Annotated in this window: 13 protein-coding genes, 1 tRNA gene and 8 pseudogenes; 9 read left to right on the top strand and 13 right to left on the bottom strand. The window is 67.8% G+C overall.

Annotated features, from left to right (window positions below):
• Window positions 1–29 precede the first annotated feature (29 nt).
• The 3 genes from ACPEE0_RS02390 (at window position 30) to ACPEE0_RS02380 (ending at window position 3,817) form a co-directional block, all read left to right on the top strand.
• The gene (locus ACPEE0_RS02390; protein ID WP_424573819.1) at window positions 30–1,838 is read left to right on the top strand and encodes an ABC transporter ATP-binding protein; all 1,809 of its coding nucleotides are present in this window, start codon (window positions 30–32) and stop codon (window positions 1,836–1,838) included.
• Window positions 1,835–3,661 carry an ABC transporter ATP-binding protein gene (locus ACPEE0_RS02385; protein WP_424573818.1) on the top strand — a complete coding sequence of 609 codons (1,827 nt, stop codon included), beginning with the start codon at window positions 1,835–1,837 and terminating at the stop codon, window positions 3,659–3,661. The genes ACPEE0_RS02390 and ACPEE0_RS02385 overlap by 4 nt, the downstream gene beginning before the upstream one ends.
• A gap of 79 nt (window positions 3,662–3,740) precedes the next feature.
• A tRNA-Pro gene (locus ACPEE0_RS02380) sits at window positions 3,741–3,817 on the top strand.
• A gap of 185 nt (window positions 3,818–4,002) precedes the next feature.
• On the opposite strand, the gene ACPEE0_RS02375 is transcribed toward ACPEE0_RS02380, so the two are convergent.
• Complete coding sequence (locus tag ACPEE0_RS02375) at window positions 4,003–4,245, bottom strand: hypothetical protein (protein ID WP_009359201.1); 243 nt, start codon at window positions 4,243–4,245, stop codon at window positions 4,003–4,005.
• A gap of 130 nt (window positions 4,246–4,375) precedes the next feature.
• Between ACPEE0_RS02375 and ACPEE0_RS02370 the strand changes: the two are divergent.
• A pseudogene (locus ACPEE0_RS02370) lies at window positions 4,376–5,652 on the top strand (helix-turn-helix domain-containing protein).
• Window positions 5,653–5,684: 32 nt separating this feature from the next.
• Here the strand turns inward: ACPEE0_RS02370 and ACPEE0_RS02365 are convergent.
• Both ACPEE0_RS02365 and purD read right to left on the bottom strand, forming a co-directional pair.
• Complete coding sequence (locus ACPEE0_RS02365) at window positions 5,685–6,623, bottom strand: phosphoribosylaminoimidazolesuccinocarboxamide synthase (protein WP_009359202.1); 939 nt, start codon at window positions 6,621–6,623, stop codon at window positions 5,685–5,687.
• 1 nt (window position 6,624) lies between these two features.
• Window positions 6,625–7,941, bottom strand: coding sequence for a phosphoribosylamine--glycine ligase (purD, locus tag ACPEE0_RS02360; RefSeq protein ID WP_133349260.1), 1,317 nt, complete (start codon window positions 7,939–7,941; stop codon window positions 6,625–6,627).
• Between the two features lie 100 nt (window positions 7,942–8,041).
• On the opposite strand from purD, the pseudogene ACPEE0_RS02355 reads away from it, so the two are divergent.
• From ACPEE0_RS02355 to ACPEE0_RS02345, 3 genes and pseudogenes are all read left to right on the top strand, one after another.
• Window positions 8,042–9,609 (top strand): annotated as a pseudogene (locus tag ACPEE0_RS02355) (molybdopterin-dependent oxidoreductase).
• A gap of 43 nt (window positions 9,610–9,652) precedes the next feature.
• Window positions 9,653–10,668, top strand: a pseudogene (locus ACPEE0_RS02350) (asparaginase).
• 29 nt (window positions 10,669–10,697) lie between these two features.
• Window positions 10,698–11,075: a sterol carrier family protein gene (locus tag ACPEE0_RS02345; protein ID WP_009359207.1), complete on the top strand. Its 378-nt coding sequence runs from the start codon at window positions 10,698–10,700 to the stop codon at window positions 11,073–11,075.
• 9 nt (window positions 11,076–11,084) lie between these two features.
• Here ACPEE0_RS02345 and ACPEE0_RS02340 read toward each other — a convergent pair whose 3' ends face one another.
• The 3 genes from ACPEE0_RS02340 to ACPEE0_RS02330 are packed head-to-tail and all read right to left on the bottom strand — an operon-like array spanning window position 11,085 to window position 14,187.
• Window positions 11,085–11,846, bottom strand: coding sequence for an SDR family oxidoreductase (locus ACPEE0_RS02340; protein ID WP_424573817.1), 762 nt, complete (start codon window positions 11,844–11,846; stop codon window positions 11,085–11,087).
• Between the two features lie 20 nt (window positions 11,847–11,866).
• Window positions 11,867–12,610, bottom strand: coding sequence for an aspartate/glutamate racemase family protein (locus ACPEE0_RS02335; protein WP_424573816.1), 744 nt, complete (start codon window positions 12,608–12,610; stop codon window positions 11,867–11,869).
• Between the two features lie 8 nt (window positions 12,611–12,618).
• Entirely contained in the window at window positions 12,619–14,187 is a 1,569-nt protein-coding gene (locus tag ACPEE0_RS02330; RefSeq protein WP_424573815.1) for an NCS1 family nucleobase:cation symporter-1, read from the bottom strand.
• A gap of 298 nt (window positions 14,188–14,485) precedes the next feature.
• Here ACPEE0_RS02330 and aceE point away from each other — a divergent pair.
• Window positions 14,486–17,224: pseudogene (gene aceE / locus ACPEE0_RS02325) on the top strand (pyruvate dehydrogenase (acetyl-transferring), homodimeric type).
• A 123-nt stretch (window positions 17,225–17,347) separates the two neighbouring features.
• Window positions 17,348–17,943: pseudogene (gene nboR, locus ACPEE0_RS02320) on the top strand (nicotine blue oxidoreductase).
• On the opposite strand, the gene ACPEE0_RS02315 reads toward nboR, so the two are convergent.
• From ACPEE0_RS02315 to ACPEE0_RS02285, 7 genes and pseudogenes are all read right to left on the bottom strand, one after another.
• Window positions 17,932–18,573, bottom strand: a complete 642-nt coding sequence (locus ACPEE0_RS02315; protein ID WP_424573814.1) for a uracil-DNA glycosylase — start codon at window positions 18,571–18,573, stop codon at window positions 17,932–17,934. The pseudogene nboR and the gene ACPEE0_RS02315 overlap by 12 nt on opposite strands.
• A 10-nt stretch (window positions 18,574–18,583) precedes the next feature.
• Window positions 18,584–19,564: an aldo/keto reductase gene (locus ACPEE0_RS02310; protein WP_009358489.1), complete on the bottom strand. Its 981-nt coding sequence runs from the start codon at window positions 19,562–19,564 to the stop codon at window positions 18,584–18,586.
• 79 nt (window positions 19,565–19,643) lie between these two features.
• A pseudogene (locus ACPEE0_RS02305) lies at window positions 19,644–22,467 on the bottom strand (molybdopterin-dependent oxidoreductase).
• Between the two features lie 2 nt (window positions 22,468–22,469).
• Window positions 22,470–23,402 carry an FAD binding domain-containing protein gene (locus tag ACPEE0_RS02300; protein ID WP_407710057.1) on the bottom strand — a complete coding sequence of 311 codons (933 nt, stop codon included), beginning with the start codon at window positions 23,400–23,402 and terminating at the stop codon, window positions 22,470–22,472.
• Window positions 23,393–24,602: pseudogene (locus ACPEE0_RS02295) on the bottom strand (XdhC family protein). The gene ACPEE0_RS02300 and the pseudogene ACPEE0_RS02295 overlap by 10 nt, the downstream one beginning before the upstream one ends.
• 149 nt (window positions 24,603–24,751) lie before the next feature.
• Window positions 24,752–26,271: pseudogene (locus ACPEE0_RS02290) on the bottom strand (NCS2 family permease).
• A 15-nt stretch (window positions 26,272–26,286) separates the two neighbouring features.
• The gene (locus ACPEE0_RS02285; RefSeq protein WP_009358494.1) at window positions 26,287–26,781 is read right to left on the bottom strand and encodes a nucleoside deaminase; all 495 of its coding nucleotides are present in this window, start codon (window positions 26,779–26,781) and stop codon (window positions 26,287–26,289) included.
• Window positions 26,782–26,977: the final 196 nt, after the last annotated feature.

Here is a 26,977-nt window from a genome sequence, read left to right as displayed (position 1 = left end):
ACCTTCGATTCAGAGCTTGAGAAGCGGGCATGGCCAGGCAAACTCCATTCTTTCGATCCATCAGCCGTCTCTACCCCCATGTCCGCCCCATCATTCCCCGGCTGCTGCTGGGCCTTCTCTGCGCCCTCCTGGCCAGCGTGGTTGCCCTGGCCATTCCGCAGGTCCTGCGGGTCCTGATCAACGAATCCCTGAAGCCCGGCGGCGCCACGGAAGCAGTCTGGGTTTCCGCCGGCCTCATCCTGGTCCTCGGTGTGGCGGAGGCAGGCCTGGTGGCGCTCCGCCGCCAGTTCGTCATCAACCCGGCCACCACCGTGGAAACCCGGATGCGCGTGTCCCTCTACGGCCACCTGCAGGACCTCACCGTGTCCTTCCACGACCGCTGGGGCTCAGGCCAGCTGCTGTCCCGCGCCATGACGGACCTGAACTTCCTGCGCCGGTGGATGGCATTCGGAGCCATCATGCTGGTGGTCACCACCCTGACCGTCATCATCGGCATTTCCGTCATGTTCGCCATGAGCTGGCAGCTGGCCCTGATCTTCCTGGCGGCCGCGGTGCCCATCATGGCCTACAGCTTCCGGTTCCGGACCCGCTTCAGCAAAGTCGCCCGCCGCAGCCAGGACCAGGCCGGCGACCTCGCCACCACGGTGGAGGAATCGGTCCACGGCATCCGCGTGCTCAAGGCCTTCGGCCGGAGCCGCGAAGCATTGGAAAACTTCAATGAGCAGGCCGAGGAACTCCGCCAGACCGAAATCCAGAAGGCCCGGCACCAGGCGACCTTCACCATGGTGGTCACGCTGCTGCCGGAGCTCGCCCTGGGCGCCGGACTGGTGGTGGGCGTGATGCTCTGCGCCGGCGGCCAGCTGGACATCGGCGCGCTGGTGGCGTTCTTCGCAACCGCCGCCGTCATCGCCTCCCCCGTGGAGTTCTCCGGCATGCTGCTCGCAATGGCACTCACGGCCAAGACCGCCGTCGACCGCCATTACGAGGTGATGGACTCGGAGAACACCATCACCAGTCCGCCCGAACCGCGCGTGCCGGACAGACTGGAGGGTGCACTTCGCTTCAACAGCGCATCTTTCGCCTTCGACGACGCCCCGGACAAGCCCATCCTCAAGGACATCAACCTCGAGGTCCGGCCCGGCGAAACCATGGCCCTGGTGGGGATCACGGGCAGCGGCAAGAGCGCCCTGATCCAACTGGTGCCCCGGCTGTACGACGTCACCGCCGGCGCCATCACCATCGACGACGTGGACCTGCGCGCGTTCGACGTCGCGGAACTCCGGCGCATCGTGGGCGTGGCGTTCGAGGACACCACGCTGTTCTCCAGCTCCGTCAGGGACAACGTGCTGCTGGGCGCACGGGAGCGGACCGACAGTGTCCTTGACGAAGCGCTGGACGTGGCGCAGGCGCATTTCGCGTACTCCCTCCCGGAGGGCGTGGACACCCTGATCGGCGAGGAGGGCCTCAGCCTCTCCGGCGGCCAGCGGCAGCGGATAGCACTGGCCCGCGCCATCGCCGCGCGGCCGCGGATCCTGGTCCTGGACGACCCCCTGTCCGCGCTGGACGTCCACACCGAGGAACTGGTGGAAACCCGCCTGCGGGAGGTCCTTAAGGACACCACCACCCTGATCGTGGCGCATCGGCCGTCCACCGTGGCGCTCGCCGACCGGGTGGCGCTGCTGGAGGAGGGCCGCATCACCGCCGTCGGAACACACACGGAACTGCTGGCAGGCAACCACCACTACCGGTACGTCATCGCCAGCCTGGACCAGGAACCCAGGGACCTGGACTCGGAACTGTCGGACCTCGAGGACCATGCAGAGGAAGCCATCCGATGAGCACCGCCACCTTCGGCACAGCCAACGAGGACAACGCCAACCTCAGCAAGAGCGACAGCAGGGCCGTGCGGCGCCGGTCGCTCGCCCTGCTGCGCTCCCTGATCCGCCCGGTCCGGGTACGGTTCTGGCTGACAATTGCCACGGTGGTCCTCTCGCAGGCGGCCCGCGTGGCGGGCCCGGCACTCATCGCCTTCGGCATTGACCACGCGCTGCCCGCACTGCGTGCCGGGGACAACCTTCCCCTGGTGCTCACCGGCGTCGCGTATCTCCTGGCGGCCATCGCGACGGCGGGACTCACCGCTTTGTACGTCACCTCCACGGCGAAGCTCAGCCAGTCGATGCTGCTGGACCTGCGCGTTCGGGTCTTCCGGCACACGCAGCGGCTGAGCCTGGAGTTCCACGAGAGGTACACCTCCGGACGGATCATCGCGCGGCAGACCTCCGACCTTGAGGCCCTCCGCGAACTCCTCGATTCCGGGGTGAGCTCGCTGGCTTCGGGCCTGCTGTTCATGGTGTTCACCGCCGTCACCGTTTTCGCCCTGGACTGGCGCAGCGGGCTCTTGGTGCTTGCCGCCGGCGTGCCCATGTTCTTCCTGGCCCGCTGGTACCAGAAGCACTCGCAGATCGCGTTCAGGCAGTCCCGGGTGGTGTCCGCACGGCTGATCGTGCACTTTGTGGAAACCATGACCGGCATCCGTGCCGTCAAGGCGTTCCGGAAGGAACGGGAGAACGCCGAACAGTACGGGCAGCTCGCCGAGGACTACCGGCAGGCCACCGTCCGCTCCATCAACCTCAACGGCGTCTTCCAGCCCGGGCTGGTGCTGATCGGCAACGTCTGCGTGGCAGTGGTCCTGCTCTTCGGCGGCTTCCGGGTCCTCGGTGGAGACCTCGCCGTGGGCGTGCTGCTGGCACTGATCCTGTCCACCAAGCGCTTCTTCCAGCCGGTGGACCAGATGGCCATGTTCTACAACTCGTTCCAGAGCGCACAGGCTGCCCTCGAGAAGGTCTCGGGCCTGCTCGAAGAAGTGCCAACGGTCCGCCCGCCCAGGAATCCCGTGGCGCTCAAGGACGCCACCGGCGAGATCGACTTCAGGGATGTGGAGTTCCGCTATGGTGACGGCCCGGTCATCGTCCCCAGGATGAACCTGCATATTCCTGCGGGGCAGACCGTTGCCCTGGTGGGCCAGACGGGCGCCGGGAAGTCCACCCTGGCCAAGCTGATTGCCCGCTTCTACGACGTCACATCGGGCTCGCTGACCCTCGACGGCGTGGATTTGCGGAGCCTCAGCACTACGGACCTGCGGCGGAACATCGTGATGGTCACCCAGGAGGCCTTCCTCTTCAGCGGCTCCGTGGCGGACAACATCGCGCTCGGCCGGCCGGAAGCCACCCGCGCGGAGATCGAGGAAGCGGCCAAGGCGGTGGGCGCCCACGCGTTCATCATGGCCCTTCCCGAGGGCTACGACACCGATGTCAACAAGCGCGGCGGGCGTGTGTCCTCCGGGCAGCGCCAACTGATCAGCTTTGCCAGGGCTTTCCTGGCAAAGCCGGCGGTGCTGATCCTGGATGAGGCTACCTCGTCACTGGACATCCCCTCCGAGCGGCTGGTGCAGAACGGGCTGGCCCGGCTGCTCGCCGGTACCGGATCCGCCGGAAGGACGGCGCTGATCATTGCGCACCGGCTCTCCACCGTCGAGACGGCGGACCGGGTCCTGGTGGTTCACGACGGCCGCATCGTGGAGGACGGCAGCCCCGCCGACCTGATCGGCGGCGGGGGCAGGTTTGCCGAACTTCACGGAGCCTGGAAAGAGTCATTGGTCTAGCCACGGGAGTTCCGCCGGCCCGGATTTCACATCGGGGCCGGGCATCAGCTATCCTTGTAAAGTTGCTTTTGCAGCGGATCGGGATGTAGCGCAGCTTGGTAGCGCGCTTCGTTCGGGACGAAGAGGTCGCAGGTTCAAATCCTGTCATCCCGACCAAAAAGAAAAAAGAGGGTCTTCTCAGAAGGCCCTCTTTTTCGTTTCGTTACCTAGCACAATATTCCCGGTATGCAAGTCAAACAGCCCCTACGGCGGGCGGACACCGGATCGTCACTTCGCGCCAAAGGTAAAGCCCCGGAGCCTGGGCTCCGGGGCTTTACCTCGCCTCCTTGGAAAGGAGGTTCCTACATGGGGTTGGGCCAGTTTCCGGTGTACGTGGTGTACGAGGTGTCGCTGGTATCAGTGCTGGTGTCAGTGCTCTTGTCGCCCTTCTTGTCCTTGGTGGACATGGGATTGGGCCAGTTGCCGGTGGCAACAGCAGTACCGGAATTATCCGCCAGAGAACCCGCAGACAGTACGGCCGGAGCCGCGGCAGAAAATGCGAGGGCGCCCGCCAGAAGGGCGGCCGTGACCAATTTCTTGAACATGTTGGTTCCTCAATACGAGTCGGATTCGTTACAAAGTCAGCACTGCCCTTGTTGACATACATTGTAAAATGTTTTCCACAGGCGCTGTCAAGCGCTATTTGTGAGCTGTCCGGAACAAGGAGGAAGTCCCGTGGGCAACGGATTCGGGGAGAAGCTCCGGGCGGAACGCTTGGAGCGTGGCCTCACGCAAGCCGAGCTGGGTAAGGACCTCTACTCCCCCAGCTACATTTCACTGCTCGAAACCGGCCGGCGGGAGCCAACGGCCGAGGTCATCGAGGAGCTTGCCCGCCGGCTGGAGCTGGCCCCCAAGGCGCTGGAGGCCTGGAGCCAGCCGATCTCCGCCAGCGACGCCGAATACGTCCTGGCGGGCTTGTACGCCAGGCAGGCGTGGGACCTCCGGGACTATCCGCTGGCGGCCAGTCACGCGGCCACCGCCGCGCAGCTCGCGCTCGAAGGACGGAACACGAGCGCCTGGTGGAACATGACGTACATGCAGGCCGAGTGCCTGATGAGGCATGACGACCTCGCCGAGTGCCAGCGGATCGTGGAAAGGCTCATCGAGCACCCCATGGCACGGGAATCGGTGGGCCTGGGCGTCCGCGCCCACCAGATGCTCGCGGCAGTCCTGCAGCGGCGCGGGCAGTTGCCGGCCGCCGTCGAGGAAGCAATGGAGGCGGTCAAGCTGTCCGAGCAGCTGCCGAAGAACTCCACCATTATCACCGGCGCCCTCCGGGTCCTGATCGGGGCGCTGGCGGAAAGCGGCAGGCTTGAAGAGGCATGGAAGTACTGCCAGAAGCTTCACGAGCAGGTGGATGAAGAGGCCATGACGCAGCTTGCCGGCGAAGTGGCGTGGGTCATCGGCAACGTGGCGTTCATGCGCCACGACTATGTGGAAGGCGTCCGGCACCACGAGCGGGCGGCAAAACTGCTGTCCCCGCCAACGACATCGAGATGTGGGCCCGCTTCAACAAGGCATCCGCCGCCGTCAGGCTGCAGGCCGGCATCGTCGAGCCGGAGACCCTGTCTTCCATTGAACGCGCGGAGCTCGCCTTCTCGATCGTCAGCGGGACCAAGAGCGATGCGCTGGAGGTCGCTTTCATCCGTGCCCGGTGGCTGTACCTTACCGGGGACATCGTTGCCGCCGTCGAAAAACTCCGCGAGATCCATGCCGAACGCGCTGCCCTGGCCAAGCACACCGCCGGCGAAGTGTCGCTTCTGCTCGGCAAGTCCCTCAAGGCTGCCGGCGAGCCCGACGAAGCCCTGGTGCACCTCGAAGAGGCGCAGAAGGCCTTCAGTGCCGCGGGCGCCGGGGACCGCGTCCAGCAGGCGCTGGACGCGATCCTGGAAATCCGGCTGGCCCAGAAGCGTGCCGGGTCAACCCCCAAACCCGCAAAGCAGGCCGGTTAGCCGCGTAGTCTGCCGCAGCAGCAGGGGCTGCGTCAGGCGAAGGTCTTGCCGGTGATCTTCTCGTACGCCTCAACGTAGCGGCTGCGGGTGCGTTCAACCACCTCAGCGGGAAGCGCCGGCGGAGGGGTGTCGGAGGACTTGTCCCATCCGGATTCGGCAGAGGTCAGCCAGTCCCGGACGTACTGCTTGTCGTAGGACGGCTGCGCCTGTCCGGGCTTGTAGGTGGCGGCATCCCAGAACCGTGAGGAATCCGGCGTCAGCACCTCGTCGCCCAACGTGATTGAACCCGAGACGGCGTCGTACCCGAACTCCACCTTGGTATCGGCGAGGATGATGCCCCGTTCGCGGGCGATCCGTTCCGCCGTCGTGTAGATCTTCAGGGTCAGCTCGCTGAGCCTGCCCGCGATGTCGTCACCCACCAGGGCCACCACCTCGTCATAGGTGATGTTCTCGTCATGCTCGCCGACTTCAGCCTTGGCCGAGGGTGTGAAGATGGCATGCTTCAGCCTGGACCCGTCCACCAGCCCCTCGGGCAGCGGAATGCCGCAGACAGTGCCGGCGGCCCGGTATTCCTGCAGCCCGGACCCGGTGAGGTAGCCGCGCGCGATGCATTCCACCGGGAACATGTCCAGCTTCTTGCAGATCATGGCGCGGCCCTCGACCTCCGCCGGCACGCCGCCCTCAACGGTCGAGGCCAGCACGTGGTGCTCCACGCCCAGCTGGTCGAACCACCACAGGCTCAGCTGGGTGAGGATGCGGCCCTTGTCCGGAATCTCGCTGGACAGCACGTGGTCGTAGGCGCTGATCCGGTCGCTGGCAACCACCAGCACGCACTCCTGGCCCACCTGCTGGATGATGGATTCGTCAGCGGGCTCGTAGAGGTCCCTGACCTTGCCGGAATAGACGTGTTTCCAGCCCGGCAGGTCCAGGGTGCCGGCGTTGAAGCCGCGGGGTGCGGGGGTGTCCGTCATGTCAGGCCTTCGCTTTCGTCACGGGCAGGGAACCGGTGGCGCCGTAGGGGACGGTGATATCCCCGCGGGCTGCTTTCCCTGCAATGTCAGTGCGGTACTGCGAGCCTTCAAGCTGCACCAGCTCCACGCCGTCGTACGCCCGTTCGCGGGCCTCCACCAGGTCGCTGCCCAGTGCGACGACGGCGAGTACCCGGCCGCCGGCAGAGATGACCTTGCCCTGGTCGTCAAGCGCGGTTCCGGCGTGGATGACGTGCACGCCCTCCAGCTCCTCCGCCTTCTTGAGCCCGCGGATGCGGTCGCCGGTGCGCGGCGTGTCCGGGTAGTTTTCCGAGGCCACGACGACGGCGACGGCGGTTTCCTTCGCCCAGCGCAGCTCCTCCGCCTTGTCCAGTTCGCCCTTGGCGGCTGCCAGGAGCAGGGAACCGAGCGGCGTCTTCAGGCGGGCTAGGACGGCCTGGGTTTCCGGATCGCCGAACCGGACGTTGAACTCGATGACGCGGGTGCCGCGTGACGTCAGGGCGAGTCCCACGAACAGGACGCCCACGAAGGGGGTACCGCGGCGGGCCATCTCGTTGACCGTGGGCTGGGCAACCCGCTCGAGGACTTCCTCCACCAGGCCTTCGGGGGCCCATTCCAGGGGCGTGTACGCTCCCATGCCGCCGGTGTTGGGGCCTTCGTCGTTGTCGAAAATCCGCTTGAAGTCCTGGGCCGGGGACAGCGCCACGGTGTTGTGGCCGTCGCAGAGCACGAAAAGGGATACTTCGGGCCCGTCCAGGAACTCCTCGATAACCACCGAACCGCCGGCGTCGAAGCAGGACTGCGCGTGGGCGAGGGCCTCGTCGCGGTTCCTGGTGACCACCACGCCCTTGCCGGCCGCAAGCCCGTCGTCCTTGACCACGTACGGGGCCCCGAACGTATCGAGCGCCGAGGCCGCTTCCTCAGCGTTGGAGGCCACCATGGCCATGGCTGTCGGAACGCCGGCTTCGGCCATGACCTCCTTGGCGAATGCCTTCGAGGCCTCCAGCTGCGCGGCTGCCTTGCTGGGCCCGAACACGGGGATCCCGGCGTCGCGCACGGCATCCGAGACGCCCGCGGCGAGCGGGGCTTCGGGGCCAACCACCACCAGGTCAACGGCGAGCTTTGTTGCGAGCGCGGCCACGGCGTCGGGATCGTTGCCGTTGATGTTGTACGTGGGGACCAGCTTGCTGATGCCTGCGTTGCCGGGGGCTGCGTGGACCTCGGACACGTTGGGGTCTGCGAGCAGGGAGCGGACAATGGCGTGTTCGCGGCCTCCGGGGCCGATGACGAGTACCTTCACAGTCACCAAGGGTACTTTGTGGACCCTGCCCGCTCCTAAGCTGTGACCGGTTCCGGACGCCGCGACAAGTCCGCCGCCTGCACTGCTCCGAACAACTGCCATGACGAAGCTTCGGAACTGGCTCGAAGGCCCACCCGCACTGTCCGCGCTGGCAGGGGTGGTGGCGGCCGCCGTCGTCCTTGCCGTGGCGGAGCTGGTCGGGGCATCTTCACCGCCCGGGCAGCACCGCTGCTCGCCCTGGGCTCAACATTCATCGACTTCACGCCGCCCTGGCTCAAGGATTTCGCCATTGCCACGTTCGGCACCAACGACAAGGCCGCCCTGTTCGTAGGCATGGGGCTGACCATCGCTTTGCTCGCCTGCGTCCTGGGCGTGGTTGCCTACCGGCGGTGGGCCTTGGGCGTGCTGGGCGTCCTGTTCATGGGTGCGGTGATTGTGGCAAGCGTGGTGACCCGCGCCGGCGTCGAACCAATCGATGCGGTGCCCAGCGTGCTCGGAACGCTCGCTGGTCTGGTGGTGCTGCGGCGGCTGCTGGCCCCGCTGCATGGCATGAAACAGTGGCCGGAGGCACCGGCCGATGCTGCCCCAGGCAATCCGGCAACCAGCCGCCGCCGGTTCTTCGCGGCGGCGGGCATCACCGCCGCGGCCGCCGGCATCGCCGCAACGGGAGGGCGCCTTCTCGGTGCCGCCCGCAGCAACATCGCCAAGGCCCGGGAGGCCCTTCAGCTGCCGGCCCCGGCCAAAGCCGCACCCGCCGTTCCCGCCGGCGTACAGTCAGCCGCGGCCGGCGTACCGCCCTGGATAACCCCCAACAACGAGTTCTACCGCATCGACACCGCCCTCAGCGTGCCGGAGATCAACGCCGAGGACTGGGAGCTCCGGGTCCACGGGCTGGTGGAGGAGGAAGTCCGCCTCACCTTCCAGGATCTGCTCGACGCCGACCTGATCGAGTCCCACGTGACCCTCACCTGCGTGTCCAATCCGGTGGGCGGCAACCTGGCGGGCAATGCGAAGTGGCTGGGCCTGCCCATCCGGGAGGTGCTGCGCCGGGCCCGGCCCAAGGACGGCGCCGACATGGTGCTTTCCACCTCCATCGACGGCTTCAGCGCCTCCACGCCGCTGGAGGTCCTGCAGGACGACCGTGACGCCATGCTGGCCATCGGAATGAACGGCGAGCCGCTGCCGCTGGAGCACGGCTATCCCGTGCGGATGGTGGTCCCGGGCCTGTACGGCTTCGTGTCCGCCACCAAATGGGTGGTTGACCTGGAAGTGACCCGCTTCGCTGACAGCAAGGCGTACTGGACCGAGCGCGGCTGGTCCGAGCGCGGTCCCATCAAGACAATGGCGCGGGTGGACGTGCCTAAGTCATTCGCCAAGGTTCCGGCCGGAAAGGTCGCGGTGGGCGGCACGGCCTGGGCCCAGACCCGGGGCATCACCAAGGTGGAGATCCAGATCGACAATGCGGACTGGGTGGAGGTGGAGCTGTCCACCGAGGCGTCACTGGTGACCTGGCGCCAGTGGTCCTACGAGTGGGATGCCGCGCCGGGCGCCCACTACATCAAGGTCCGGGCCACGGACGGCACCGGCGAGGTGCAGACGGACCAGCGGGCCGATCCCGTGCCCGACGGGGCATCCGGCTGGCAGTCCGTGATGGTCACCGTGGAGTAGCCCCTTCCGCCATATTCGTGCGGGCGGCCCCTAGACTGGCAGCATGCCGCACAATCCGCACGCCACCTTCACCGTGGACTCCGCCGTCGAACTGGCCGTGATCGAACGCAGCGGCTTCGTGGAGTCCCGGCACATCGGCTCAGCCGTCCTCTTGTCCGCCGACGGATCGGTGGTCACCGAGCTTGGCGACATCAACACGCCCATCTACGCCAGGTCCGCCCTGAAGCCGTTCCAGGCCCTGGCGGCCATGCAGTCCGGCGTCCCGCTGCGCGGAGCCCAGGTGGCGATCGCCTGCGGCAGCCACACCGGTTCGCTGGACCACATGGACGTGGTGGCCGGAATGCTGAAGGCCGCGGGTGTCCGCGAGGACCAGCTCCAGTGCCCGGAGGCGTGGCCGCAGGACGAGACCGCCCGGAACTGGCTGGTGCGCTCGGAAAAGGGCAAGTCGCGGCTGGCGTACAACTGTTCGGGCAAGCACGCCGCGTTCCTCTGGGCCTGCACGGAAAACGGCTGGGACACCCACAGCTACCTCGAGCCCAACCATCCGCTGCAGCAGCGGGTCCGCACCGTGATCGAGGAATACACGGGCGAGAAGATCGCCCACCTGGGCATCGACGGCTGCGGCGCCCCGGTGGCGGCGGTATCCCTGACGGGCGTGGCCCGGGCTACTCGCAGCTGGCCAAGGCTCCCGGCGACCAGGGATACAGCGCCCGCGCCGCCACCATTGCAACCTCCATGCTGGATTACCCGTGGGCGGTCCAGGGCGTGGGCGAGGCCAACACGCTGGTGATGGACGAGCTGGGGATCATTGCCAAGATCGGGGCCGAAGGGGTCCTGGCCATGGCCACCGCGCAGGGCGTGTCCGTGGCGGTCAAGATCCTGGACGGAAACGTCAGGGCCACCTCGCTGGTGGCCCTGACGCTCCTTGCCGCGGCAGGCGCCGTCGATATTCCGGGCGTGGCCAGTGTCCTGGAGCGGGTGGTGGACCCCGTGCTCGGCGGCGGACGGCCGGTGGGCAAGATCCGGCTCGGACCCGCCGTATCAGCGCTGCTGGACTGACACAACCCGCCGGAAGGAAGACCTGAAGCATGGCCGTAGCCCGTCGTCGTATTGATGCCCAGGAAGGCAAGGCAGCATTGAAGGCCTGGCTGGAAGCCGGCCAGGCGCCGTCGGGCACTGCCCTGCCGCGGTCCGTCCTCGCCACGGCCGTCAGGTACTCGTTGGAGGAGTTGACGGCGCGGGCCCCCGGGAACTCGGTGGAGGTCCGCGTGCCCCCGTTTGGTGTTACGCAGTGCGTGGAAGGGCCGCGGCACACGCGCGGCACCCCGCCCAACGTCATTGAGTGCGACGCCGCCACCTGGCTGGCGATGGCCACGGGACAGTTGGGCTGGGCGGAGGCCGTCGCTGCAGGCAAGGTGGCGGCATCCGGCCTCCGCGCGGACCTGTCCGCCCTGTTGCCGCTCTAGGAAGGTCGGTCAGCCGCGGCCGATGAAGGGCATGCCCGCGGCGGTGACCACCACTGAACCCACGCTGGCTGTTGGCGGCATGTTGGCCATCATCAGCACGGCCCGGGCCGCGTCCGCCACCGGAAACGTCGGTTCCACCCGCCGGCTGCCGTCCGCCTGGAGTGTCCCCGAACCGACACCGATGGTGTCCATGATCTCCGTGGCCGTGTTGCCTATGTCGATCTGGCCGCAGGTAATGCCGAAACCGCGCCCGTCCAGTTCAATGCTCTTGGTCAGGCCCGTCATCGCATGCTTGGTCACGGTGTACGCCACGGTGCGGGGCCGGGGCGAATGCGCGGAGATGGAGCCGTTGTTGATGATCCGCCCGCCCTGCGGCTCCTGGGCCTTCATGGTCCTGACGGCGGCGGCCGCGCACAGCATGGACCCGGTGAGGTTCACGGCCACCGTGGCGTTCCAGTCGTCCACGCTGATCTCATCCACGCTGGCCGCCGGACCGAACACGCCGGCGTTGTTGAACAGGACGTCCACCCGGCCCCATTGCTGCAGCGCGGCCTCGAAAAGGCGCTCGACGTCGTCGGGCCGGGTGACGTCGCACGGCACCACCAGCGCGTCCGGGCTGCCGTCCGCCGTTTCCTTCAGCTGCGCCTCCCGGCGGCCGGCAAGGGCCACCCGGTATCCGTCCGCCAGCATCTGCCGGGCCACCTCACGGCCGATGCCGGAGCCGGCCCCCGTAACGACGGCGACCCTGCCGGCGGGACGTGCAGTGTTCACGCTGTTCTCCTGGAATGTAGCTAGAGGGACGCCGGGACGGCGGTGCTGTTCAGCGGCCAGCCTACGACGGTCTTGGGCCGCGGCGCAGCGTAGGTCCGCACTTTGGAGGTGGACAGGCCCAGCCGGACCAGGGATTCGGCGATGGTCACTGCGGAGGCAACGCCGTCCACCACGGGCACCCCGGCGCGCTGCCGGATCTGCTCGTCCAGCCCGGCCATCCCGCCGCAGCCGAGCACGATCACTTCCGCCTTGTCCTGCGTGACCGCCAGGAGGGCCTCGTTGATGATGGCTTCCACCGCCCGTTCCGGTTCCTCCTCGAGTTCCAGGACGGCCATGCCGCTGGCTCGCACTGACGCGCAGCGGGAGTCCAGGCCGGCGAGCTTGAGCCGGTCCTCGATCAGGGGAACGGTGCGGTCCAGCGTGGTGACCACGGAGTACTCGTGCCCCAGGAACATGGCGGTGCTGGCCGCTGCTTCGGTGATGTCCACCACTGGGACGTCCAGCAGTTCCTGCAGTCCTTCCCGCCCGTGCTCCCCATACCCTGCCTGGATCACGGCGTCGTACGGTTCCGGGTAGGAGGTGATGGCGTCCATGACGGCGATCGCTGCAAGGTAGCTTTCGAAGTTGCCTTCGCAGGAATCGGCGCCGAACCGCGGAGTGATTCCCACGATCTCGGTGCCGGGGGCCGCAACGCTGCGGGCCGAGGCGGCGATGGAGTCGGTCATCGAGGCGGTGGTGTTCACGTTGGCTACGAGGATGCGCATGGGATTCCTTAGTGGGTGCTGGCGACGGCGATGGCCTCGCCGTCGCGGTCTTCGAGCGGCTGGGAGCGGTCGGCGATGAAGAAGTACACCGCTGCCGCAATCCCTGCGGCGAAGAACCAGGCGAAGGGTGCAGCTGAGGCCAGCGCCGGCACGAAGGCGATAAGGAGGGCGACGGCGGCCGCGGGCACCATGGCGGTGATCGCGCGGGGGTTGACGCCGTTCCGGTAGAAGTAGGCCCCCTCCGGCGAGGCCGTGTACAGCTCGGGAACGTTGACTTTGCCGCGGCGGATCAGCCAGTAGTCCGCCATCACAACGCCGAACAGCGGGCCGAGCAGGGCGCCGAGCCCACCCAGGAAGTACACGATGACCAGCGGGTTGTTGTAGAGGTTCCACGGCAGGATGACCAGGCCGATCACGGCGCTGACGATAGCTGCTTTGCGGAAGTTCAGGTGCTTGGGAAACAGGTTGGTCAGGGCGTAGACGGGCGCCACGAAATTGGCCATCAGGTTCACCGCGATGGTGAGGATCAGCAGTGCCAGGCAGGCCAGCACCAGGAACAGGGTATTGGGGATGGTCTGGACAATGTCGGACGGGCTCTCGATGATGGTGCCGTTGATCTTGAACTGCCCGCCGGCCATGACGACGACGATGGCGCCGAACACCAGCATGTTGATGGGGATGCCCCAGAAGTTGCCGCGCACCACGGCCTTCTTGGAGACGGCCGAGCGGGTGAAGTCGCAGAAGTTCAGGACGAACGTGCCGTAGATGGATACCCAGAGCGAGCCGCCCGCGAAGATGGTGAGCCACATCTCGGGCCCCTCGAGGGCGTTGTTCGAGGACCAGGCGATGGCGCCGCCCGCCTCAACAAAGATCCAGACGGCGATGGCCGCCATGGTGGCCAGGATGACTGGACCGGCGAAGGCCTCGTACTTGCGGATCATCTCCATCCCGAAGCTGACGATCACCAGCTGGACCACCCACAGGACCAGGAACGCCATCCAGCCCAGCGTTGAAAGGCCCAGGACCGAATCCTTATCCAGTTCCGCCAGGGCGGGGAACATGGCCACGAGCATGACACGGAAGACCACGGAGGCCAGGTAGGTCTGGATGCCGAACCAGGCCACGGCGACCGCGCCGCGCAGGAGGGCGGCGATCTGCGCGCCCCTGATCCCGAAGCTGATGCGGCTCATGACGGGAAACGGAACGCCTGTCTTGACCCCCATGAAGCCGGAGAGGTTAAGGAGGCCGAACAACAGGGCCGCCCCGATGCCCAGTGCCAGCAGGATCTGCCAGCCGCCGAGGCCCAGCGCGAACAGGCCTATGGCAAAGGCGTAGTTGCCGAGGCTGTGCACATCGTTGGCCCAGAGCGTGAAGATGCTGTAGCCGGACCAGCTGCGCCCGGCGCGCTTGGTAGGGGCGAGATCGATGTTGTAGAGCGTTGGGCTGATGGCCTGCCCGGACGCTGCACTGGCCGATTCGCAGAAGGCTTCAACGCTGACGGAGGGGTGGGCGGAGGCAACTGACGGCGCTGTCAGGTCCGAAGCCGCGTCAACGCCCGCCGGTGGAGGGGTCTGCATAAGAATCTCAATTCTGGGAGGATCCGCGGTGGTGAGGCCGGCTTTGGAAGCCGTTTCTGTTATTCCACTCTGCGGAATCAAGATATTGAATGGTGAAATCAAGGGTATGACTTGGATCACCTTCGGTCAAGGTGTGCAGGCGGGGCCGCCAGTCACAATCGGTCCGCAGGGACCTTGTCCCCGCCCTGCGCACGGAGCGATGTTGATATCTCCTTCACCGCACCGCTAATCTCGTACTGCAAGAATGTTTTCTCACAATACGAAAACATGAGCCATTCGACGATGAAATGAGGCTCCCGTGGCTGCAGGAGAAGATACCTCCCATATCCTCAGCGGGTTGACTAACCAGCTGCCTGATCGTGATCCGGAAGAGACTGCCGAGTGGGTTGAGTCCCTGGACGCGCTGATCAGGGAACAGGGTACCGAGCGTGCCCAATACATCATGCGGAGCCTGCTGCAGCGCGCGGGCGCGCAGAGCGTCGGGGTGCCGATGGTGACCACCACCGATTACGTGAACACCATCCCGGTGGACCAGGAAGCACCGTTCCCGGGCAACGAGGAATACGAGCGCCGGTACCGGGCGTACATGCGCTGGAACGCAGCGGTCATGGTGCACCGGGCGCAGCGGCCGGACATCGCCGTGGGCGGGCACATCTCCACCTACGCCGGCGCGGCCACCCTGTACGAGGTCGGGTTCAACCACTTCTTCCGCGGCAAGGACCACCCCGGCGGCGGGGACCAGGTCTTCTTCCAGGGCCACGCGTCCCCGGGCATGTACGCCCGCGCGTTCATGGAAGGCCGGCTCTCCGAGGAGGACCTGGACGGGTTCCGGCAGGAAAAGTCCCGCGAGGGCCACGCCCTGTCCTCCTACCCGCACCCAAGGTTGATGCCCTCGTTCTGGGAATTCCCCACCGTGTCCATGGGCATCGGGCCGATGAACGCGATCTACCAGGCCCAGTCCAACCGGTACCTGCACAACCGGGGCCTGAAAGACACCTCCGACCAGCAGGTCTGGGCGTTCCTGGGCGACGGCGAAATGGACGAGCCCGATCCCGCGGCCTGCTCCAGCTCGCCGCGAACGAGAACCTGGACAACCTGAACTTCGTCATTAACTGCAACCTCCAGCGCCTGGACGGGCCGGTGCGCGGCAACGGCAAGATCATGCAGGAACTCGAAGCGTTCTTCCGCGGCGCGGGCTGGAACGTGATCAAGGTCGTCTGGGGCCGGGAATGGACGACCTGCTCACCCGCGACACCGACGGGTCGCTGGTGAAGATCATGAACGAAACCCCCGACGGGGACTACCAGACCTACAAGGCCGAGTCCGGCGGGTTCGTCCGCGAACACTTCTTCGGCAAGGACCCCCGCACCAAGGACCTCGTCGCGGACCTCACCGACGACCAGATCTGGAACCTCAAACGCGGCGGCCACGACTACCGCAAGGTCTACGCCGCGTACAAGGCAGCCACCGATTTCAAGGGCAAACCCACCGTCATCCTCGCCAAAACCGTCAAGGGCTACGGACTCGGACCCCACTTCGAAGGCCGCAACGCCACCCACCAGATGAAAAAACTCACGCTCCAGGATTTGAAGGAATTCCGGGATTACCTGCGCATTCCCATCTCCGATGCCCGCCTCGAGGAGGACCCGTACCGGCCTCCCTACTTCCACCCAGGGGCGGACGCACCCGAGATCGCCTACCTGCTGGACCGCCGCCGGGAACTGGGCGGCTTCACTCCGGAACGGCGTTCGCACCACCAGGCTGTTGACCTGCCGGATCCCAAGTCCTATGAGGTGGCCAGGCGCGGCTCGGGCAAGCAGCAGGCAGCCACCACCATGGCGTTCGTCAGGCTCCTGAAGGACCTGCTCCGTGACAAGAAGTTCGGCCACCGGCTGGTGCCCATCGTTCCCGACGAATCCCGCACGTTCGGCATGGATGCCTTCTTCCCGACCGCGAAGATCTACAACCCGGGCGGCCAGAACTACCTGTCCGTGGACCGCGACCTGGTCCTGGCCTACAAGGAATCCCCCGCCGGCCAGCTGATCCACCCCGGCATCAACGAAGCCGGCGCCGTGGCAGCCTTCACCGCCGCCGGCACCGCCTACGCCACCCACGGCGTACCCCTGGTCCCGGTCTACGTGTTCTACTCCATGTTCGGCTTCCAGCGCACCGGCGACGCCTTCTGGGCAGCCGCGGACCAGATGACCCGCGGCTTCATCATCGGCGCCACCGCAGGCCGGACCACCCTCACCGGCGAAGGCCTCCAGCACGCCGACGGCCACTCCCCCCTGCTCGCCTCCACCAACCCGGCCGTGGTCACCTACGACCCCGCCTACGGCTACGAAATGGGCCACATCATCCGCGACGGCCTCGAGCGGATGTACGGCCCGGACAGCACGGACAAGAACCTCATGTACTACCTCACCGTGTACAACGAGCCCATCGTCCAGCCCGCCGAACCCGAGGAACTCGACGTCGAGGGCGTCATCAAGGGCATCTACCGCCTGTCCTCCTCCGACGTAAAGGGACCAAAAACCCAGCTCCTGGCCTCCGGCGTCTCCGTCCCTGGGCCCTCGAAGCCCAGCGGATCCTCGCCGAAGACTGGTCCGTCTCCGCCGACGTCTGGTCCGTCACCTCCTGGAACGAACTCCGCCGCGACGGCCTCGCCGCCGAAGAGGAAGCCTTCCTCAACCCGGGCGAACCGGCCAGGATCCCCTTTGTGGCGCAGCAACTGGCGGATGCACAGGGTCCGGTGGTCGCCGTCTCGGACTACATGAAAGCCGTGCCGGACCAGATCCGGCAGTTCCTGCCGCACCAGTTCGCTTCGCTGGGCGCCGACGGCTTCGGCTTCTCGGACACCCGCGCCGCCGCCCGCCGCTTCTTCAAGAACGACACCCACTCCATCGTGGTCAAGGCCCTGCAGATGCTGGCGGCAAGGGGCGAAGTGGAGGAGGCGGCGCCGTCGTACGCGATGGACCGCTACAAGCTGCTGGACGTGAACGCCGGAACCACCGGCGGGGCCGGCGGCGAGGCCTGATTTCTGCACAGACCGGCGGCCGGGTCAGTTTCCGGGGGAGACTACCCGGCTGCCTTTGTTTGGTTAGGGTTCACGTATGGAGAAGACGGGGCAGACAGCGATCTGCAACGGCAGGCAACGGGCATCGTCCTGGCCGCCGGGGCGGGGACCCGGCTCGGCCTGGGCCCCAAGGCATTGCTCCCCTACCGCGGCCGGCCGCTGGTGGAGACGATCGCGGGAAACCTCCTCGACGGCGGCTGCCGCGAGGTGGTGGTGGTCCTCGGAGCGGGCGCACCGGACGTCGCGGCCGCGGCCGTGCTGGACCGCTACCGGGTCATCGTCAACCTGGACTGGCGCACGGGCATGGGTAGCTCGTTCCTGCTCGGTGACATGGAAGCGGACCCCGGGACCACCTGCTCATCGCCCTCGTGGACCAGCCCGGCCTGACCCCGGCAACGGTGGGCAGGCTTCTCGCCTCCCACCGGCCCGGCCGGATCACCGCGGCCGCCTACCGCCCCAGGCAGGCGCCCGACGCCGTCCTGCCGCCCGCGCTGCGCCGCGGCCATCCCCTGCTCATCGACGCCTCGCTGCGGAAGGCGGTCAGCGCCACGGTGACCGGCGACGCCGGTGCGCGCGCCTTCCTGGGGTCGCATCCTGAACTGGTGGACGAGGTGGACTGCAGCGACCAGTCCACCGGCGAGGACGTGGACACCCAGGACCAGCTGGGCCTACTTCGCTAGCAGTTCCTGCAGGCCCTGCCGGAAGCCGGTCCGGCCGCCGTGGGACGGATGCCGGACCTTGGGCACGTCAAGGCCGGCCTGCAGCAGGCTGCGGTGCGCCACATTGCCCACCGCCACGAGCCTGCGGATGGCGAACAGCTCAACCAGCGCCTGCCAGAACGTCGTCCCCAAGGCTGTTTCAGCCGGTCGTGGCGTCCGGTTGGTCCCAGGCTGCCCGGGCAGGTGCGGATGCCAGGGGAAGGCGCTCCACAGCAGGGGAAGGAACTCGAGTTCGGCCAGGACCTGCCACATCACGGTTGCCGTCGGCTCGGCCGGGACACCCGCGGCATCGGGCGGCAGGACGTATCCCCTGCCCGCGCCGAACAGGCCGAAGCTGTTGGGAGGCCCCTCAAACATGGTCCGGTTGGTGAACGGGACCCCGGTGATGCGCATGCCCCGGAAGCCGGGCGCCTCGCCTACCAGCAGCACCTCCGGCGACCGGTCAAGCATCTCCGAGAGGTACAGCCGCAGGTTCGCCCGGCGGACGGCGTTCTCCGGCATTGAGTAGTCGAAGAAGTTGGTGCATGCCGGCCCGGGTTCCACCGCAGCCAGCCGGCCGATGAAGGCGTCGAGGTCTGCAGCGGAACCCATTGGTGACCGGCTACCAGCGCGGGTGGATGGCCTCGCGGAAGTAGTGGTCGTAGATCCAGTGGACGCCGCCGTCGAACTCCTCACTGATGGCCACTGACGCGGCGGCGGCGTTCGCCGCCGCCTGCTCCACGTTCCGGGCACCGGGAATTACCGTGGTGACGCCGTCCTGCGCGGCGATCCAGGCGATCGCCGCCTGCGCGGTGGTGGCGCCCGCGGGGACCAGCTGCTCGAATTCCGCCACGGCCTTCAGCCCCAGCTCGTAGTCCACGCCGGAGAAGGTTTCCCCGACGTCGAAGGACTCGCCGTTGCGGTTGTAGTTCCGGTGGTCGTCCGCGGCGAACGAGGTTTCCTTGGAGTACTTGCCGGACAGCAGGCCGGAGGCCAGCGGCACCCGGGCGATGATGCCAACGTTCGCGGCCTTCGCGGCAGGAAGTACTTCGTCCAGCGGCTTGAGCCGGAAGGCGTTCAGGATGATCTGGACCGAGGCCGTGCCGTCGTGCCGGATCGCTTCGAGGGCTTCGTCCGTCCGTTCCACGCTGACGCCGTAGTCGCTGATGGCGCCCTCGGCCTTCAGGGTGTCCAGTGCGTCGTAGACTTCGGCGTTGCTGTAGACGGGAGTAGGCGGGCAGTGCAGCTGGACCAGGTCCAGGGTGTCGGTGCCGAGGTTGGTCCGGGAGCGGTCCACCCACTGGCGGAAGTTGGCGAGGGTGTAGTTTTCCGGCCGCTGGTCCACCCGGCGGCCCATCTTGGTGGCCACGGTGATGTCCAGCCCGGGGTTGTCCGCGAGGAACTTGCCGATGGCCTGCTCGCTGCGCCCGTCCCCGTAGACGTCCGCGGTGTCGAAGATGGTGACGCCCGCCTCCACGGAAGCCGCCAGGATGGCCTGCGCCTGGGCCGGGTCCACGTTGCCCCAGTCAGCCCCAAGCTGCCACGTGCCCAGCCCCACGACGGACACATTCCGCCCGGTCTTGCCTAAAATCCGCTGTTCCATCCCTCGACTATATGCAACGCGGGGCCACATCCGGCCCAAAGACGTCGCCCGGGCAGGCATTTTGTGACCCCGCGACGCCTCAGGACAGCACCCGCTCCGCGGGGACCAGCCCCGCCTCCTTCAGCCCCAGGTAGATCCGGTCCCGGGCGATGGGCAGGGACGCGAACCGTACGCCGGTGGCGTTGCGGATGCCGTTGGCCAGGGCGGGTGCCACCGGGTTGAAGGGGCTTTCGCTCATGGATTTCGCGCCGAGCGGGCCCAGGGAATCGTTGGTTTCGGCGAAGTACACCTCGCTGCGCGGCACGTCCGCAAACGTGGGAATGTGGTACTGCCGCAGGATGTCCGTGGTGACCTTGCCGGCGTCATCCACCACCACTTCCTCGTACAGCGCGGCGCCGATGGCCTGGGCAACACCGCCCTCGATCTGGCCCCGGCACTGGCGCGGGTTGACCACCACGCCGGCGTCGGCCGCCTGCACACTCTGCAGGATCTTCAGCTCGCCGGTCCCGCGGTTCACCGCCACCCGGAAGCCATGGACGTTGAAGGCCACCGAACGCGGGGTCCCGCCCCAGCGGCCCTCGGCGGCAAGTTCGACGCCGGCTTCCGCGGCCGCCTGCGCCAGTTCCGCCAGTGCCAGGGGCGTCCCGTCGATCACCACCGCGTCCCCGTCCAGGACGCACGCGGCGGCCTGGGTCTGCCGGACGCCGGCCGCGAAAGCCCGGATGCGGACGGCCAGTTCCTCGGCCGCCGCCAGGGTGGCCTTCCCTGCCACGACCGTGCCCGCCGAACCGAACGCACCGGTATCGTGCTCGATCAGGTCCGTGTCCGACTGCCGTACCGCCACCCTGGAGGCGACAGTGGACAGCGCGGTGGCGGCGAGCTGGGCGTGGACGGTGGTGGTGCCGTTGCCGAATTCGGCGGTCCCGACGTCGGCCTGGTACGTCCCGTCCGGCAGGAGCCGGAGCTTGGAGTGGGCAAAGTGGCCGCGCGGCGGGACGGTGTCGATCATGGACAGCGCCGCACCTTCCCCGGTCAGCCAGTCCGGGCCCAGCTCGTCCAGGCCGGCGGCCCGGTAGCGTTCCCGGCCCCGGTCCAGCGCGTCGCGGACCAGGTCGAGGCACTGGTCCAGGCCGTAGCTGCCGTAGTGGACGTCCTCCTCCGGTTCCGGCTGGGTGGACAGCATGTGGTCGCCCTCGCGGACCATGTTCCGGCGGCGGAACTCCAGCGGGTCCATCCCGATGCCCGCGGCCAGTTCATCCATGGCGCTTTCGATGGCGAAGATCATCTGGCTCAGCCCGTACCCGCGGAACGCGCCGGCCGGCACGGTGTTGGTGTACATGGCGTGCGCGTCCACTTTTTTTGTTGGCGCACTTATACACGGCCAGGGACTCGCCGCATCCGTGGAACATGACACCGGGGCCGTGGTTGCCGTAGGCGCCGGTGTTGGTGAGGACGTCCAGTTCCAGGGCGGTCAGGTCGCCCGCCGAGGTGGCGCCGGCCTTGAGCTTGATGGTGAAGGGGTGGCGGGTGGTGGTGGCGGTGAACTGCTCGGTGCGGGTCAGTTCCAGCTGGACCGGCCGCTGCAGCTTCAGGGCTGCCAGCGCCACGAGGTCTTCCACCAGCACCTCCTGCTTGCCGCCGAACCCGCCGCCAACGCGGCCGGCCACCACGTGGACCTTGTCCTCCTCCAGCCCGAACACCCGGCACAGCGTGCGGCGTACCAGGAAGGGGACCTGGCTGGACGTGCGCACCTGGAGCCGGCCGTCTTCGTCCACCGAGGCGATGGCGGCATGCGTTTCCAGTGCGACGTGCTGGACGCGCTGGGTGCGGTAGGTCTGCTCGTGGACGAAGTCGGCGGCAGCGAATCCCTCTGCCACGCTGCCCAGTTCGGAGTGGAGTTCAGCCACCACGTTGCGGTCCGGCCGGGAGATCCGGGCAGCGGTGCCGTCCTTGTCGCCGTGCACCAGCGGCGCGCCGGGTTCCAGGGCGTCCTGCGGCGAAAAGACCGCCGGCAGTTCCCGGTATTCCACCTGCAGGGCGCGGACGCCCGCTTCGGCGGCGGCAACGGATTCGGCGACGACGGCGGCCACCCGCTGCCCGATGAACCGCACCACATCATCCAGCACGCGCGTATCGTCCGGGTCGTCGGTGAACAGCTCGTGCTGCGCGGTGGAGAACGCCTGGGCCGGGGCATCCTCGGAGGTGAAGACTGCCACGACACCCGGTACCTGCAGGGCCGCGTCCTTGTTGATGGAGATGACCCGCGCATGCGCGTGCGGCGAGCGGAGGATCTTCATGTGCAGCAGGGCCCGCTGCTGGTCCGCCGGGATGTCCAGGGTGTAGCGGGCGGCGCCGGTGACCACGGCCCGGCTGGCGGGGGCCGGGACGTCGTCGCCCAGCCGTCCGGGTTCGGGATCGGGCTGGCCTTCCCCGGCGATGCCGGAGCCCGGTCCGTGCGGATCGGGGTGGCCGGCGTGGCCGCAGACTGCATCTCCAATGGCCCGGTATCCGGTGCACCGGCAGAGGTTGCCCTTGAGGTTCCGGGGCAGGTTGTCCCGTTGTTCGTCGTCGAACGTGGCGGCGGTCATCACCATGCCGGCGGTGCAGAAGCCGCACTGGAAGCCCTGCCGTTCAAGGAATTGCTGCTGGACGGGGTGGAGTTCGCCGCCGGACGTGGCGGCCAGGCCCTCGATGGTGGTGACGGCGTGTCCTTCTGCCCGCACGGCGGGATAGATGCAGCTGTGCACCGGGGTGCCGTCCACGTGGACGGTGCATGCACCGCAGTCGCCGCCGTCGCAGCCCTTCTTCACGCCGAGGGCGCCCTGCTCGCGCAGGAAGGTCCGGAGGCACTGCCCCGGGCGGGGTGCGGCGTCCGCCGATGTTCCGTTGATCTCGATGGCCATGTTCAGGCCCCTTTCGAAAGTGCGTCGCGGCCGGCCAGCGGTGGAAGTGCCCGGGGCGGCCAGAAGTCTCCGGAGGCCTGCAGCCCGGCTGCCCCTTCCGGGGCGGCGAGTTCGGCACGGATTTCCTCGGCGAGCCGGTAGGTCATGTCCCGGCGCCAGGCCGGCAATCCGTGGATGTCGTCGTGGTAGAGCTCCTGCGGTATCCCGTCATCGAGTGCCGCGGCCAGCTGGTCCTGTTCCGGGAGCCCGTCGAAGCGCAGCTGCACGGGCCGCTTGGTGGCGGCCGTGACGGTGAGGACCAGCGAGGTCCCGCCGTCGAGCCGGCCAATGAGGAGCACCCCGGACCTGCCGAGGTTGCTCAGCGAGAGGCGGCGGAACGCCACCCGGGACGCAAGGGCCGACGCCGGGAGGTGGATGCTGCGCAGCAGTTCGCCGGGTGCCAGGCAGTTCTTCATGTCGCCGGTGACGAAGTCCGCCACGGGAACGGTGCGGCTGGCGCCGCCGGGTCCCAGGATGGTGGCCACCCCGTCCAGTCCTGCGCAGAGCGAGATCATGGGCCCGGCCGGCAACGAGGTGCAGAGGTTGCCGCCCACCGTGGACGTGTTCCAGACCTTGAAGGAGGCCACGAACGAATCGCAGCACGGCCGGACCAGGTCCAGCCCGGGCCAGGGGCGGCCCGCGGCTTCTGTTGACTCCGGAAGCCGGTACAGCTCGGCAACGGTGCATGTCGCGGCGAGGTCGATGCCGTCACCGGACACAGTGACGGGCGTCCAGCCGGCGGTGCCGAGGTCGAGGAGGCGGCGCAGTGGCCGGGGGCCGAAGGCGAGGCTGCCGTAGGAGAACAGGACGGTTCCGCCGGCCAGCCAGGCGTCGCCGTCGCGCCATTCTGCGGGGTCGGTGGTGGGAACCACCGCCTCAATGGTGTTCATGTCCATGCGATCTCCTGTGGGGTGGCGGTGCGGGGCTGCCCGGGTGCGGGCAGCCGGTGGATGGGACCGGAGCTGTCCCGCAGCGGGATGCAGCGGGCGGCGCGGTTGCGGGATGCGAGAAGCTCGGCGGTGATGGACACCGCCACTTCCGCCGGGGTGACCGCGCCGAGGTCAAGCCCGATGGGCGAGTGAAGTTCGGCGATCCGTTCGGGCCGGACGCCGGCGGCAAGCAGGTGGTCCACCCGCTGCAGGTGGCTGCGGCGGGAACCCATCGCACCCACGTAGGCGAGGTCCAGGGCCAGCGCCGTTTCCAGCAGCGGAAGGTCGAATTTGGGGTCGTGGGAAAGCACGGCAACCACGGTGCGGTTGTCCAGCCGTCCGGCCGACGATTCCTCGGCCAGGTAGCGGTGCGGCCAGTCCGTCACCACTTCATCGGCCGCCGCGAACCGCGGCTGGGAGGTGAAGGCGGGGCGGGCATCCACGAGGGTCACGTGGTAGCCGAGAAGCCTGGCAGCCGGGACCAGGGCGGCGCCGAAGTCGTTGGCGCCGAACACCAGCATCCGCGGCGGGGCGAGGCGGGCTTCCACCAGGATGGCGGCTGCGTCGCCGTCCGGGGCGTGGTCCGGGTTCCAGTCCGGCGGGCAACCGCCGGGCGGGTCCACCGTGACGACGCCGGTCCCGCCGCTGCGGACGAGGGCCTCGACGCGGAGGCGGGACCCGCTGTCCACGCCCGCCGGATCCAGGGCGGAACCGTGAATCGCTGCCGGATCGGGCACCACGACGGCGGCGCCTCCCCCGGCTGCCCAGCCGGCGCACCAGGGCCACGGGTTCGTCCGCGCCGAAACCTGCGAGCAGGTGCAGGGCGGTCCGCAGCGGCGCGTCGTCGTCCGCGGGCACCGGTTCGACGTGGATGTCCAGCCGCCCGCCGCAGGTGAGTCCGGCGGCGAAGGCGTCGGCGGCACTGAAGCCGAACGCCTGGCGGCGGGTCCCGCCGTCGTCCATTGCGTCCTGGGCGAGCGCCACCACGGCGCCCTCCACGCAGCCGCCAGACAGGCTGCCCAGCACGCTCCCGGACTCCGTGACGATCATGGAGGTGCCCACGGGCCGCGGAACCGACCCGGTGGCGGAGACGATGGTTGCCACTGCGAACGGCTGGTGCGCGAGCCTGGGCAGCCAAGCGCTTAGGGAAGGGATCAGGTCAAGCATGGCGGCACTCCTTCTTCCGCGCGGCGGTGGTGTCCATTGTCGTTCCTGTCAGGTGGTTCTGAAAGCAGTGGTTCGGAAAAGCTGAGGACCGGGACATCCGCACCCGGGTAGCGGGTGCGGATGTCCCGAACGGCCGGGAAAGCGGCAGGTCAGCCGCCGAGCAGGACGTTGATGGGTCCGCGGGCGAAGTACACCAGGAACCCGGCGCTGACCGCCCACATCAGCGGGTGGATCTTCTTGGCCTTGCCGGATGCCGCGCCGATGATGGCCCAGCTGACGAAGCCGACGCCGATGCCGTTGGCGATGGAGTAGCTCAGCGGCATGGTCACGATGGTGAGGAACGCCGGCAGCGCCACGCTGAACTTGCTGAACTTGATCTCGCGGATCTGGGCCATCATCATGGCGCCCACCACCACCAGGGCAGCGGCGGCCACCTCAAGCGGAACCACGCTGGTGAGCGGGGTGAGGAACATCGAGCCGAGGAACAGCACGCCCGTGACCACCGATGCCAGGCCGGTGCGGGCGCCTTCGCCGATGCCGGCCGCGGAGTCGATGTAGACGGTGTTGGACGAGCCGGAGGTTGCACCGCCGGCCACCGCGCCGAAGCCTTCGACGATGAAGGCCGACTTGAGCCGCGGGAACGTCCCGTCCTTGTGGGCCACCCCGGCGCTCTTGGCCAGGCCGGTCATGGTGCCCATGGCGTCGAAGAAGTTGGTGAAGACCAGGGTGAACACCAGCATGGTGGCCGCGAGTCCGCCGATCCGGGCGAACGAGCCGAAGAGGTCGAACTGGCCCACCAGGCCCAGGTCCGGGGCGGATACCAGCTGCCCGGAGAGGACCGGGGTGTTCAGGTGCCAGCCGCCGGGGTTGGTGGCGCTGGCCGGGCCGATCTTGAAGACGGCTTCGACGACGGCGGCGAGCACGGTGGTGCCCACGATGCCGATGAGGAGCCCGCCCTGGACCTTGCGCGCCACCAGGATGCCCATGCTGAGCAGGCCGACGACGAACACGAGCGTGGGCACGGAGGTGATGGAGCCGCCGTCGCCCAGCTGCACGGGCGGCCCGCCGGCGGTGGGCCGGACAAAGCCGGAGTCCACGAAGCCGATGAAGGCGATGAACAGGCCGATGCCCACGGTGATGGCGGCCTTCAGTTCCTTGGGGACGGCCCGGAAGATGGCGGTACGGGCGCCGGTGACGCCGAAGAGCACGATCAGGATGCCGTTGATCACGACCAGGCCCATTGCCTCGGCCCAGGTGACTTCCTGGATCACGGAGACGGCCAGGAACGAGTTGATGCCGAGTCCTGCGGCGAGGCCGAACGGAAGGTTCGCCACCAGGCCGAACAGGATGGTCATGACGCCGGCGGTGAGGCCGGTGACCGCCCCGACCTGCGCTGCGGAGAGCCAGCCCCCGGCCACGTCGGTTGGGGCGTTGTCCGCGCTGAAGCCGCCCAGGATGAGGGGGTTCAGGATGACGATGTACGCCATGGTGAAGAACGTGACCAGGCCGCCGCGGAATTCACGCGCCAGCGTTGAGCCGCGCTGCGTGATGTGGAAGAAGCGGTCAAGGAGGGAGGTGGAGGCCGGCGGCTTGGGGAACGCGGTGCCGGCCGGGAGGTGTGGGGTGTTGGAGCCGAATGCTCCTCGTGGGAGGAATCCAGGATGGTCATGGTGAGCCGCCGGGCCTAGTAGTCGATCCTGGAGTCGAGCGTGTTCCAGGTATTGAACGGTTCCAGCGGGGCCGGTGCCTGGGGGTCGCCCAGTTCGAGCTTGGAAACCGGCATCAGGGAATCCCTGTCCTGGTTGTTGAAGTATTCGTAGAAGACGGCGTCGTCGAAGCCGACGGATGCGGCGTCGTGCCGGTCTGCGGCGTACACCACCCGCTCCACGCGGGCCCAGAGCGCCGATGCCAGGCACATGGGGCATGGCTCGCAGCTGGTGTAGAGGACGGCGCCGCTGAGGTCGAAGGTGCCGAGCTCGCGGCAGGCCGTGCGGATTGCGGTGACTTCGGCGTGGGCCGTGGGATCGTTGTCCGCGGTGACGCGGTTGACGCCGTCGAACGTTTTGCCGTCCGCGGTGACGATCATGGCGCCGAAGGGCCCGCCGCTGTTGAGGACGTTGGCCGTTGCCAGCCGGATGGATCTGGCCAGGAACTGCTCGGCCGTGACGGTGGTACTCATGATGCGACTTCCTTTTGCCGGGAAGCCCGGTGCCGCTTGCAGTACCAGTAGAACCAGGTGCGACGGTTACCAGGCTTCAGCATGTGCTGTGAAGGTTAAGTTGCGCCTGGTAGATAGCTTCCCGGAGACCGGGTGCCCGCCTTTGGCAGAATCGAGATTAGCACCGGTTTGTGGTCCGCGCCATAGTTTTCTGAAA

The organism is Arthrobacter sp. SD76, assembly GCF_049726125.1.
Lineage (GTDB): Bacteria > Actinomycetota > Actinomycetes > Actinomycetales > Micrococcaceae > Arthrobacter > Arthrobacter nitrophenolicus.
The sequence above is the reverse complement of the archived record's forward strand: the minus strand, read 5'-3'. Positions and strand labels throughout refer to the sequence as shown.